The following is a 12,530-nucleotide window of genomic DNA, read 5'->3' on the forward strand; positions in this document are numbered from 1 at the left end:
GAATTTCCCATGGTTCAAGCAATGGAGCGCCCCAGTTCTGCCAAGCTGCCACCCCTAGATCATCCCCTCGCCGATATTATTTACCGCCTTGAGGCAGGAGGTGCCCTGATTCCCGACACACCAGTGAACCTGATGAAAATTATCGGGATGTACAAGGCCTACTCCATTCCAATGGACTTCTACTGGCGGGACTTGCTCTATCTCGGTGAGCGGGTCTTTATTAATCCCTTTCCCTTCTTTAAGTATTTTCCGACCAAGGAATACTTTGAGTTGCCCAATCACTACGCCGGTGATACCGCCGATCTGCGGATTTGGCGCGGCCCTGCCCATGCCCATCCGGAACTCATGGAATTTATTGAAAAAGGGGAGACCGGCAAAATGCCCCGTCTGCTCCACCACCTCTGGCATGACCGCATCAACATGGAATTTTCCGAAGATTTGGCGCGGGCAATGATGTGGCACCGCATGGGCGGTCAGTTGGATATTTACCTTGACTCCGAGGAGTACAAAGCGGCAGCGGATAAGGCGATTCGTGCTTACTTCAAGCGCAACCCATTGATGCTCGGGCTATACAAACTCTTTCCCGACCTTTTTTTAGAGCAGGCTCGCCAAGCCACGTACATGAATGTGCTGGGACTCTTTTGGGAAGTGATGGCACCTGTCTTCTTTGAGATTAGCGATCGCTACGATGAGGGCAGTATTACCAGTGTCAAGGATGCCATGAACTTCTTGGTCAATGGAATTTTTGCCATTGCCGGTCGTCCCATTTACCACCATGTCTATATTGATGACGAGGTTCATGTCCTTGTGCCCAAGGAAAAGGGCTTTATGTGGCTCTACGAGGCAGCCTTCCCCTATGTGGAAGCGGTCTTCTACCGCACCTCTCCTTTCCGCGGCACAAAGTCCTACAACGCCCAAGCCAATCAGGTGCCCACTGATCAGGTGGACTTCCACTATGGCATTCTCTTTGCCGATAAATTCCCTGTGGGGACGGCGGGTATTCCACCAACGTTGCTCCACCAAGATATGTATCATTTCTTACCCCAGTACCTAAAGGATTACTTCCACCAGCACTGTCGCGGTGAGGATGATATTTTGGTGCAGTTGGGTATTGCCTTCCAGCACGCTATGTACACCGTGACCTCCGCCGTTTTGCAAGCCACCCGTGCTGCCTTCTACTACCCCTTGGATGATCCCAATCCAGAGCATTTAATGGCGAATCGGCGCTTCTTTGTCGCCCAGATGGATCGCTTTTTGCGGCCCCAGTACGGCATTGCCGAAGCCTGCAAAATCCGCAATGTTCAGGATCCCAATTATTTGTAGGGAGTTGTAGGGCAAGGGGAGGGAGAGGGGGGTGTATCTCTTCTCCCTTTTTGCTAGGCTGGAGGCAAAGTGAATTTTTGTAACGAGGTGTCACTGCTGTGGCTAAGGTCGAAATCTATACGTGGTCTCGTTGTCCTTTTTGTATTCGGGCAAAGCAATTGCTGACGCAAAAAGGAGTGAAGTTTACAGAGTACGTCATTGATGGAGATGAAGTAGCCCGTGACGCGATGGCAAAACGAGCCCATGGCCGGCGATCGCTCCCGCAGATTTTTATTGACAATGAACACATTGGCGGCTGTGACGATCTCTATGCCCTGGAGGCGCAAGGAAAATTGGATGCCCTGTTGCAAGGGGTAGCTTAGTGGATATTGCCTTTATTATTGACCCGATCGCCAGCCTTGACCCCGGCCACGATACCAGTGTGGCCTTGATGGAGGCTGCGCAAGCGGCAGGGGCACGGGTGTGGGTAACGGAAATTTCCCAACTGCTGATCCGAGAAGGTCAGGTATGGGCGGCGCTGACTCCCATCCAGTTATCGCCAGTGCAACTGGTGGACGGCCAGTGGCAGATTCCCCAACCTTGGTTTGAGCTGGGTGCACTCGAATGGCGCCCCCTCAACACCTTCAGAGCAGTGTGGATGCGCAAGGATCCGCCCGTCAACACCGCCTACCTCTATGCTACCTACTGTCTTGATTTAGTCGATCCCCAAACCACCCTTGTCCTCAACTCGCCAGCGGGGTTACGCCATGCCAATGAAAAGATGTATGCCCTGCAATTTACCAGTGTGATTCCCAAGACCATTGTGACTGCAGACAAGCAGCGCATCCGTGAATTTGTGCAGCAGCAGGGTATGGCGGTGCTCAAACCCTTGGGGGGCAAAGGGGGCGAAGGGATTCTCTTTCTGCAGGCGGGCGATCGCAACCTCAACTCCATGATTGAAATCAGTACCCAACGGGGACAACTGCCCGTGATGCTGCAGGAGTACCTACCCGCCGCTAAGGAGGGGGACAAACGGATTATTCTTCTCAACGGCGAACCGATCGGTGCTGTTAACCGGATTCCCACAGGGGATGAATTTCGGGGCAATATGGCCACCGGTGGGCGCGTGGCAGCCGCAGAGATTACGGAGCGCGATCGCCAGATTTGTCAAACCTTAGCCCCTGCCTTGCGGCGCGATGGCCTCTATTTTGTAGGGATTGATGTTATTGGCGGCTACTTAACAGAAGTGAATGTGACTAGCCCCACCGGTGTTCGCGAAATTGATCGCCTCAATGGGACTCGCCTCGGTCAACAGGTGATGGCTTGGCTATTTAGTTAATGTTCAATTCTATTCAATTCTATGAATCAGATGAAAGTGTTTTTGCCGCAATTTTGCTAACTGCATAGGAGGCTCAGGGAACTCAGATAGAGGTTCAATAGGGTAAATTTTTGCCAACAGAGGTCCTAGATTGGGATGGTTTAACAATTGGGGCTTTGGGTTCGGCTCAAATCCAGATGACCCACTCTAATGATTGAAGAATAAACTGTGGCTACTCCCCCAAGCAGTAAATGCTTAGATGGTGTGACCCGTTGTCTGACTACCCCCGTGAAATCAGCACAATTGAGGTTAGTTGCCATACTTTGCAACACTGCGGGCGTTTTAGCTATAGGGATTAAAGCCCTTTTGACAGGAGCCAGCGTCTTAAGCAAAACTGCTGTACTGAGTCTCCTACTTTTCCCTATAATTAATCATCTAGATTGTTTAGCATGTCTATGAGTCGCGGCACGCTCTTCGATAAGGTTTGGGAACAGCACACAGTGGCTACACTGCCTTCAGGGCAAACTCAACTCTTTATTGGCCTGCACCTAATCCACGAAGTGACGAGTCCCCAAGCCTTTGCCATGCTGCGGGAGCGGGGGTTGCCAGTGCTCTATCCCCAGCGAACCATAGCGACAGTGGATCACATTGTGCCTACAGATACGCTGGCGCGTCCTCTCCAAGACGCCCTTGCTGAAGAGATGCTGCAAGCCCTTGAGGCGAACTGCCGTGCCCACAATATTCCCTTTTTTGGGATTGGCTCCGGTCGTCAGGGCATTGTCCATGTCATTGCCCCGGAGCAGGGGTTAACGCAACCGGGGATGACGATTGCCTGCGGCGATAGCCACACCTCTACCCACGGTGCCTTTGGGGCGATCGCCTTCGGTATTGGCACCAGTCAAGTGCGGGATGTTTTGGCCACCCAGACCCTTGCCCTCAATAAGCTGAAGGTTCGCAAAGTGGAAGTCAATGGCTCCCTTGCGGCTGGCGTCTATGCCAAAGATGTCATTCTGCACGTTATTCGCCACCTGGGTGTCAAGGGTGGTGTGGGCTATGCCTATGAATTTGCGGGTACCACGTTTGGCCAACTTTCAATGGAAGAACGCATGACCGTCTGCAATATGGCCATTGAGGGAGGTGCCCGCTGCGGCTATGTCAACCCCGATGAAACCACCTTTGCCTACCTTAAGGGACGGCCTTTTGCCCCCCAAGGAAAAGCCTGGGACGAAGCGGTGGCATGGTGGCGATCGCTAGCCAGTGATGCCGATGCTGAATACGATGATGTTGTGACATTTGCGGCTGCGGATATTGCACCGACGGTGACCTGGGGCATTACCCCCGGCCAGAGCGTTGCCGTGGATGAAACCTTGCCCACCCTAGAGAGCTTGCCGGTGGCAGAACGGGCGATCGCCGCCGAAGCCTATGCCTACATGGATCTACAACCAGGTCAGCCCATTCAAGGAACCAAGATTGATGTCTGCTTTATCGGCAGTTGCACCAACGGTCGCATCAGTGACCTGCGGCAGGCGGCCAAAGTTGTTGAAGGGCGCAAAGTCAAACCCGGTGTCAAAGCCTTCGTTGTCCCCGGTTCAGAACGAGTGAAAGCGCAAGCCGAAGCTGAAGGCCTAGATGTCGTTTTCAAAGCCGCGGGGTTTGAATGGCGCAACCCCGGCTGTTCAATGTGCCTTGCCATGAACCCCGACAAACTGCAAGGGCGTCAGATCAGCGCCTCCTCCTCCAATCGCAACTTCAAGGGACGCCAAGGCTCTCCAAGCGGGCGCACTCTCCTCATGAGTCCGGCGATGGTGGCAGCAGCGGCAATTGCCGGTGAAGTGACCGATGTGCGAGCGTTCCTTTAGACTCCCGCTGAATTCCCGATCAGCCCCTTGACCTCACTGTTTTTCAGGGCAGTTCTTCAGATGAGAGACAGGGAGCAATAGTCTCGTCTAGGATCATCATAGATGTTCGCTGAGAGGTTCGATGGTCTAGAGGAGGCGTTCCTATGAAGGCGTTACAGGGCGTGCTGGGCGCTCTAGTGTTGGGTGCGGCCTCTGCCTTGCCGGCTGCCGCTGAAACGCTGATTTCCGATAGCGGTCTGACCCGCATTTATGACTATCGGTTCAGCCACGCCCCAGGGGATGTCTTGACCTACACCACAGAGGTCAATGGGCGACTTTATGAGGGCACAATTACCCTAACGGCAATTGGCAATGGATTTGTGCGCGGCTTTTTTAGCGATCGCGATCTAGGGGGTAATTTTGGCTGTAGTGGTGAAGTAACCATTCAATGGGTGCGTAGCGATCGCTATATTTCCGTCTGGCGCATTGGCGGCACCTATGCCCCGTACCTGCGGTGTCCACAGGCGGGAACCACGGCTCGCTTAAATATGCGCCGTTATCCCTGAGGGGTAGTGCCAACTGGCGGGAAGTTTCCTGGACAAGTAATTAACAAATTAAGAATTAGCAACATTGAACTGTAATCATGAATTAAAATAAGTTTTGGTACCTTGGGTGCCGGCAGAGAGACATTTTCAGGAATGATCATTGACGAATTTGAGCACTTTACCGAATTATTGGTGAACTACACCGATGATCTGATTTGCCTGCACGAAACCGATGGCAACTACCTATACGTGACTCCCTCCAGTCAAACGCTTTTGGGCTATTCTCCTGAAGAGCTGATTGGTAAAAATCCCTATACCCTGTTTCACCCTGAGGATGCTGAGCGAATTCGCAGTGGCGCCCACGCCCTCGCCCTACAGGGCAGCGCCAATTTGACAGAAACCTATCGCATGCGCAAAAAGAGTGGTGGCTATGTTTGGTTAGAAACCCTCACTCACCCCATTTGCGATGAAGCGGGAAACGTTTTATTTTTAGTGACGACATCGCGGGACGTGACTCGTCGCCGTCAACTGGAACTAGAACTAAAAGCCAACCAAGAACTCTTAGAAGCCTTTTTTCAGCAGTCCCTTGAGGCCTGCTTCTTCATGATGTTGGATCAGCCCATTCGCTGGGATGACACGGTCAATAAAGAGGACATATTGGAGTATGTCCTAGATCACCAGCGGATGACGCGTGTCAACAATGCCTTTGCCCAGCAATATCAATTGCCACCCCAAGAGTTGATTGGCTTGACACCGCGCCTTTGGTTTAAGGAGGATCTGGAACTGGCTAAACGGTTGTGGCGCGCCCTCTTTGATTTAGGCTATTTTCACACTGAACTTGAGCTGCACCGCCATGACGGTAGCTCTTTTTGGATTGAAGGGAATTACGTTTGTCTGTACAACGAAAATCAGGAAATTATTGGCCACTTTGGTGTGCAGCGGGACATTAGCGATCGCATCCGTCTGCAAGCAGAAATTGTCCAAAAGACGGCTGAACTAGAGTATTTCTTTGGCTCTTCCCTAGAGCTATTTATGATCGCCGATAGTGAGGGACGGCTGCGGCGGGTGAATCACCATTGGCAAACCTGCCTAGGCTATGACCTGAATCGGGTGATGGGGGCAAAGTTTGAGGAATTTCTGCATCCGGGCGATCGCCCCCGCCATCGACAAATGCAGCAACGTCTCCTTGCCGGCGAGCAAATCACGAACCACACAATTCGCCTGCGCACCCAAGGGGGAGACTACCGCTGGTATGAATGGCAAGGACTACTGAGCCAGGGGCAAATTTACGCAGCGGCGCGGGATGTCACTGAGCAGCGGCAATTTAGCGATCGCCTGCAAGCGGCCTACAACCAAGTGACCGACATTTTAGAGAGCATGTCCGATCACTTCTTTGAGGTCGATCATGATTTTACAGTTATTTATGTCAATGGCAATCTCTGCCGCTTAGTGGGCAAATCCGCCTCACAAATGTTAGGAAAAAACCTCTGGGAGCTCTTCCCCGATGCCCGCAACTCGATTTTTGAGGAGCAATGTCGGCGGGCAATGACACAGCAGACTCCCGTCCAATTTGAAGCCTTTTATGAGGGGCTCAACCAGTGGTTCGCAGTACGGGTCTTTCCCACCAGCCGTGGTTTGGCCATTTTCTGCCAAAATATTACGCTGCAAGTGGACTCCAGTACCTCGTTGCAACGGCGGCAAACTCAAGCTGAACTCCTCCATCGCCTCACCATTAAGATTCGCCGCTCACTAGATCTTGAAACCGTTCTCAAAACTGCCCTTGAGGAAATTCGCCAACTCTTGAACGTAGATCGCACCCTCATTTTCCAGTTCTGCGCTGACGGCACAGGGGAAGTGGTGGCCGAATCTGTTGCGGCACCGCCGTTTTCTCTGATGCACCGCACCTTCCATGACCCGTGTTTCCACCGTGAGTCTGCTGAAGCTTATGTTCAGGGGCGGGTACTGGCGATTGCGGATATTAACACCGCCACCCTCGCTCAATGTCACCGCGATTTTCTCAGCCAATTGCAGGTGCGTGCCCTATTAGCAGTACCGATTATTCAGGAGGAACGCCTCTGGGGATTATTTCTGTGTCACCACTGCTCTTCTGCGCGGCCTTGGGCCAATGATGAGGTGGAACTGATCCGCCAACTGGGGGAACAACTGAGCTTTGGGATTCACCGCGCTGAATTAGTGAGTGCGCTACATCAGGAAAAAGAGCGCTATCGGCGGGTTCTCGAGGCGCAGACAGAACTGCTCTACCGCTGCACACCGGAGGGACATCTGACCTTTGGCAATCCCGCCTTCTTTCGCTATCTAGCTGAAGCAGGGATGAATTGTGACTTTGGGGACGTGATCCGGCATCCCTTTGATCCTGTGACGCAGCAACGCTTTCAACAGCATCTGCAAGCCCTCAGCCCAGCACAGCCCATCAGCACTATTGAATGCGCTGTCACCCTCAGTGGCGGACAGCTTGCCTGGTTTGAATGGACCACGCGCGCCTTTTTTGATCACCATGGACGCTGTGTGGAGTATCAATGTGTGGGTCGCGATATTACCTGCCGCAAGCAAATGGAGGAGCAGCTTATTCACGATGCTCTCCACGATGCCCTGACGGGACTCCCGAACCGTACACTGCTTCAAGAGCGCTTAAAACACTGCTGGCGCCAGTATCAACGCCGTCGCGATCGCCCCTTTGCTGTTGTTTTTATTGATATTGATCGCTTTAAGCGGGTTAATGATAGCTTGGGACACCAAGCCGGTGACCAGTTACTCATCACCCTTGCCCAGCGAATGCAGACTGTGGTGCGTCAGGGGGATACCTTGGCTCGCTTGAGTGGGGATGAATTTGTCGTCCTCTGTGAAGACCTTGATCCCCAGCAGATGGTGGCCCAGGTGCAAGCGCAGGTTACTGACCTAGAGCGGGTCATTCAGGAACCCCTGATCATTGATGGTCACTTGTTAAGCGTGAGTGCCAGTATTGGCGTCGCCTTTAGCGATCGCGAGGCCACCTCTGCCGCTACCCTTCTGCGGGATGCTGACATTGCCATGTACCAAGCAAAAAAACAAGGACTGGGGCAGTGGTGCATCTTTGACCCGCAAATGCACACCCAAGCCCAAAGTTGCTTTACCCTGGAGAGCCAATTGCATCAGGCGATCGCCAACAGTGAGTTACAGGTGTATTTTCAGCCCATTGTTGAGATGAAGACGGGGGCAATTGTAGGGCTGGAGGCCCTCAGCCGATGGTTTGACCCCGAAAAAGGTGAAATTTCTCCCAGTGAATTCATCACCCTGGCGGAGCAGGCAGGTCTCATTGTTAGCCTTGGCCGGCAGGTCCTTGAACGCGCGATCCAGGAATTCAGCCAGTGGCGGCAACAGGACAGCCGTCGCCAAACCATGACCTTGGGCATTAATATCTCGCCGCAGCAACTGGTGGATGCCAACTTTGTCAGTGATATTTTGGCGGCGCTGCGCCGTGCCCAATTGCCCCCCCATCTCCTCCATCTGGAGATTACTGAAACGACAATGATCCGTAACCTTGAAGCCACATTGCAGGTGGCTGAGGAACTGCAACAATTGGGGGTTGCCCTCAACATTGATGATTTTGGTACGGGCTATTCCTCCCTGAGTCGGTTGCATCAGTTACCCATCCACGCCCTGAAAATTGATCGCTCCTTTGTCCAGAGCTTAGAGGAAAGTCAAGCAGCACAGGAAATTATTGGTGCTGTGATTGCCCTAGGCAAGAGTCTACGTTTAGATGTGGTTGCAGAAGGCGTGGAAACGGCGGTTCAAGCCGCCCAATTGATGGATCTCGGCTGTCTGTATGGCCAAGGGTACTTCTTCTATCCGCCGTTACCCATTGATCGCCTGCCTTAGGATTTGCTGCTGGCATCCTCATGGGGAAGAAAGGGGAGGCTTTCCCACCAACTTTGATAGTTTTTGCTGATTTCCTGCCACAAATCGGCGGGCTGTTGCAGTGTCTGCTGCAGGCGATCGCGCTCCTGTTCGAGGCGTTGCAGATTCATCTCCAGTTGGTGATAGGTGGCTTCTAGGGTGGTGAGTTGATCACTGAGGCTTTGATGCTGCTGTTGCCAGTAATCACGCTCTGCTCGTAATTGTTGATTTTCCGCAGTGATTGCCTGAAGTTGCTGCTGGAGTTGAATGCAGTCATTTTGTCGCTGTGCCAATTCGGCTTCAAGGGTGGCTTTTGGGGACAGCTGCCGTCGCGATCGCAGAATCGTCCACAGCAGAACCAGTGTGGCCACCACACCGTAGCTCGCCAGTGCCCAAGTTCCCTGTGCAGATAACGCCGCCCACACCATGATGCCTCCTAAGGAATGGATACCACTAAGGGGGGAGCGATCGCCTCTGCAAGATATTGCCGCAGCACCATGGCTAGCCAATCCACATCGGCAGCGGTGGTCTCTCGCCCCAAGGTAATACGAATCCCTGCTTTGGCGGTTTCAGGATCGTAGCCCATGGCCAAGAGGGTTGGACTCGGTTGGGTTTGGCCACTTTGACAGGCAGATCCCGCACTAATGCCAATGCCTGCAAGGTTGAGTTGCCGGACAACGGTTTTGCCATTCAAGGGCTGGCCGTGGCGATCGCGCACAATCAAACTCAGGTGATGGGGCAGTCGCTGCCAGGGGTGCCCCGTTTGTTCCACTTGGGGATGATCCTGTAACTGCTGCCACAGGCGATCGCGCAATTGAGCAAGGCGCATGGGTTCTGTTGCCAGTTCAGTGGCTGCCCACTCCGCCGCCACTCCAAAACCCACCAGGGTCGGCACCGCCTGCGTTCCTGACCTCAGGCCAAGTTCCTGTCCACCGCCGCGCAAAAGCGGTTCTAAGGCCACCCCTGATCGCACATAGAGCGCCCCCGCCCCCTGAGGGCCGTAAATTTTATGACTAGACAGAGAGAGTAAATCCACCCCCAAGCGTCGCACATCCAAGGGAACTCGTCCCGCCACTTGAACCGCATCTGTATGGAAAAGCACCCCTACCTCTTGGCAAATGGCGGCGAGTTCAGTAATGGGTTGGAGGGTGCCCACCTCACTTTGGCCGTAGATAATGGAGACCAAGACCGTATTCGGTTGCAGGGCCTGCCGCAGTTGAGCAGGTTCCACCTGTCCCCAGTGGTTGACCGGCAAGCGTGTCACCTGCCAGCCTTGGGCTTCAAGGGCAGCCGCCGGTTTAGCCACCGCCGAATGCTCAACCGCTGAAATAATGAAATGCTGAGGTTGGCGGTAACGCTGGCAAACTCCCCACAGGGCAAGATTATCGGCTTCTGTACCCCCAGAGGTAAAGATGATCTCATCGGCTTGGGCATGAATCAGTGCCGCCACCTGCATCCGTGCCTGTTCCAAGGCGATCGCTGCCCGTTGTCCCCACTCGTGAGTACTGGATGGATTGCCCCACTGCTGCTCATAGGCCGCCGCCATGGCCGCAAGGGCCTCCGCTCGACAGGGGGTTGTCGCACCATAGTCAAAATACAGTTGCATGGGCAGGAGCAGCTTCCAGAGACCAACGGTGGAACTATCTTAAAACTCAGTCCCTTAAGCCCATTGTAGCTGATGGTTCCCTCGGTCCTTTGTGCTGCCAAAGGGCTGATTTTAGGAAATATCCCTCAGCAGCCGCCTGTAGAAACCTCTGCAGGGTTGCCTTAGACCCTATCATGGGCTTGCAGGTTTCAGATCCCTTTTCCGAGATCTCCCAGGCGCCATCGGGGCTGTCGCTCTTGAGAAGACCCGCTTTGGCCATGGAGTTCCTTGCCCATTGAGCGAAATTTTGCCAACGCGGCTGCTTGTTGGAAAGTAGGGGCTAAGGTCCACCTCTCGCAGGATGCCGTTCATCTCCTTGTACACTTCCTTAAGCACCTCTGCAACCTTGCCAGAACCGCCACGCCGAGCGAGGACGGGCAGGATCGGCAGGTAGGATGCATCCTCCGGTGGGCGGCGACCACGGGGCAGCCGACCTCGATGGCGACGGCTCACCTTTATTGCGGCTGTGTTGGCCGCCTCTGTCTCTTTGTCTTCCAGTAGAGCGAGATGGTCCCATTCACGCTGCAAGGCGACCGCTTTCTCACGAGATGCAGTGAGTTTCTCTGCCTGTTTAAGGGCTTTCTTAGCACCGTTGTGGTCGTGAGCCTTAAGGGCACAGACGGCAACCTGATTGCTAGAGTCGATCGCCATCTCAATTGTCTCTAAAAGAAGGTCCAAGGCAGCGGTCACAGGGGTTAGATGGTTCTGTATCACCTCCATATGCTCCTAGGGGTTCCAGGGAGAAGCCGCCTCACTATCGGTCTTTAGAAGAGGACATTGAGGGCTGACCAATCCACTTGGGGGTAGAGGCGTTCAAGTTCCCCGAGGCAGGTAAACTTTTGCTGTCGCCGCCGCTCTAAAATTGCATTGGCTGTGGTGGCGTCAATTCCTAGTTTTTGTTGCATCTGTTGGCGAGTAGCACGGTTGATGGCGATCGCCGGCGCATTTTTTGCATCCGCAGCAACGGTTTGCGCCTCAAGTGGCTCTAGGGTTGCCTCCAAAGTGTCTATATTAGCTGCAGCAGGACTGTCGCTAGGGGGCATTTCCGCGCAGATCTGACCATCGCGGGGAATCGCGTAGTGGAGAAAATCCTGCGCCAAGCGGGTATTTGGGAAAATGGCTTGGGCTTCTGCCAAAAGATCTTCCACCTGCACAGGGTTACCGGGAGCGTAGCGGGCGCTAAAGTGGGTGAGAAAAAGCAATTTCACTTGGGCAAAAGCGGCTACCTGCGCCGCCATAGTGGATGTGGAGTGGAGGCGGGCAAAGGCCAGATTCGCCTCCTGATGGGAAAAGGTGGCTTCGTGAATGAGGACATCCGCCTGCTGGGCCAGTTCCACAGCACTATCACAAAAGACGGTATCGGTGCAATAGACCATACTGCGTCCTCGCTGCGGTGGATCGCAGAAGTCACGACCATCAAAGGTGCGGCCATCCTCTAAAGTGATAGTTTTTCCCTGCTTGAGTTGACCATACAGGGGTCCAAAGGGAATCCCCAGGGCTTGGGCTTTTTCCACATGAAACCGACCGGGGCGATCGCCCTCCGTCACCCGGTAGCCAAAGGCGGGAACGCGATGATGCAGCAGCCGACAGGTCACGGTAAACTCGCCATCGCTAAAGACTTCCCCAGGCTCCACCGTATGTACTTGCAACTTGTAGGGAAGTCGCATCACGGACCAGCGCAAACAACTGGCAATGTAGCGATCCAAGGTCGGTGGGCCATAGACATCAATTTGACTCACAGTTCCCGCAAGGCCACAACTGGCCAGCAAGCCCATTAGGCCAAAGATGTGATCGCCGTGCATGTGGGTAATGAAAATCCGGCGAATCTGACTGGTTCGCAGGTCGCTGCGCAGCAATTGGTGCTGGGTGGCTTCACCGCAGTCAAAGAGCCAAATTTCCTTGCGCTGGGGCAGCCGCAGAGCCACACTGGAAACATTGCGTGTGCGGGTGGGCACCCCAGAACTAGTGCCTAGAAATGTGATTTCCAC

General features: G+C 53.8%; 9 protein-coding genes and 1 pseudogene. 6 read left to right on the forward strand and 4 right to left on the reverse strand.

Features of this window, described 5'->3' with window-relative positions:
- The first annotated feature begins 9 nt into the window (after nucleotides 1–9).
- The 6 genes from TLL_RS04590 to TLL_RS04615 all read left to right on the forward strand — a co-directional run bounded on the left by TLL_RS04590 (nucleotide 10) and on the right by TLL_RS04615 (nucleotide 8,879).
- Nucleotides 10–1,323 carry a CO2 hydration protein gene (locus TLL_RS04590; protein ID WP_011056750.1) on the forward strand — a complete coding sequence of 438 codons (1,314 nt, stop codon included), beginning with the start codon at nucleotides 10–12 and terminating at the stop codon, nucleotides 1,321–1,323.
- A gap of 98 nt (nucleotides 1,324–1,421) precedes the next feature.
- A complete protein-coding gene (gene grxC / locus TLL_RS04595; protein ID WP_011056751.1) occupies nucleotides 1,422–1,685 on the forward strand; it encodes a glutaredoxin 3 in 264 nt (87 codons plus the stop codon).
- Nucleotides 1,685–2,641 carry a glutathione synthase gene (gshB, locus tag TLL_RS04600; RefSeq protein ID WP_011056752.1) on the forward strand — a complete coding sequence of 319 codons (957 nt, stop codon included), beginning with the start codon at nucleotides 1,685–1,687 and terminating at the stop codon, nucleotides 2,639–2,641. Before grxC ends, gshB begins: the two co-directional genes overlap by 1 nt.
- Before the next feature lie 434 nt (nucleotides 2,642–3,075).
- Nucleotides 3,076–4,479, forward strand: coding sequence for a 3-isopropylmalate dehydratase large subunit (gene leuC, locus TLL_RS04605; protein WP_164920779.1), 1,404 nt, complete (start codon nucleotides 3,076–3,078; stop codon nucleotides 4,477–4,479).
- Nucleotides 4,480–4,622: 143 nt separating this feature from the next.
- Nucleotides 4,623–5,024: a hypothetical protein gene (locus TLL_RS04610; protein WP_011056754.1), complete on the forward strand. Its 402-nt coding sequence runs from the start codon at nucleotides 4,623–4,625 to the stop codon at nucleotides 5,022–5,024.
- A 132-nt stretch (nucleotides 5,025–5,156) separates the two neighbouring features.
- Nucleotides 5,157–8,879 carry a sensor domain-containing protein gene (locus TLL_RS04615; protein ID WP_011056755.1) on the forward strand — a complete coding sequence of 1,241 codons (3,723 nt, stop codon included), beginning with the start codon at nucleotides 5,157–5,159 and terminating at the stop codon, nucleotides 8,877–8,879.
- Here the strand turns inward: TLL_RS04615 and TLL_RS04620 are convergent.
- From TLL_RS04620 to TLL_RS04635, 4 genes and pseudogenes are all read right to left on the reverse strand, one after another.
- Nucleotides 8,876–9,325 (reverse strand): hypothetical protein, encoded by a 450-nt coding sequence (locus TLL_RS04620; RefSeq protein WP_011056756.1) that lies wholly within the window; start codon nucleotides 9,323–9,325, stop codon nucleotides 8,876–8,878. The genes TLL_RS04615 and TLL_RS04620 overlap by 4 nt on opposite strands.
- Before the next feature lie 8 nt (nucleotides 9,326–9,333).
- Nucleotides 9,334–10,503, reverse strand: a complete 1,170-nt coding sequence (locus TLL_RS04625) for a cysteine desulfurase family protein (RefSeq protein WP_011056757.1) — start codon at nucleotides 10,501–10,503, stop codon at nucleotides 9,334–9,336.
- 46 nt (nucleotides 10,504–10,549) lie between these two features.
- Nucleotides 10,550–10,801, reverse strand: a pseudogene (locus tag TLL_RS13500) (winged helix-turn-helix domain-containing protein); the annotation flags it as partial.
- Between the two features lie 505 nt (nucleotides 10,802–11,306).
- Nucleotides 11,307–12,530: a ribonuclease Z gene (locus TLL_RS04635; protein ID WP_011056759.1), complete on the reverse strand. Its 1,224-nt coding sequence runs from the start codon at nucleotides 12,528–12,530 to the stop codon at nucleotides 11,307–11,309.

This window comes from Thermosynechococcus vestitus BP-1 (genome assembly GCF_000011345.1).
In the GTDB taxonomy this organism is placed as follows: Bacteria; Cyanobacteriota; Cyanobacteriia; order Thermosynechococcales; family Thermosynechococcaceae; genus Thermosynechococcus; species Thermosynechococcus vestitus.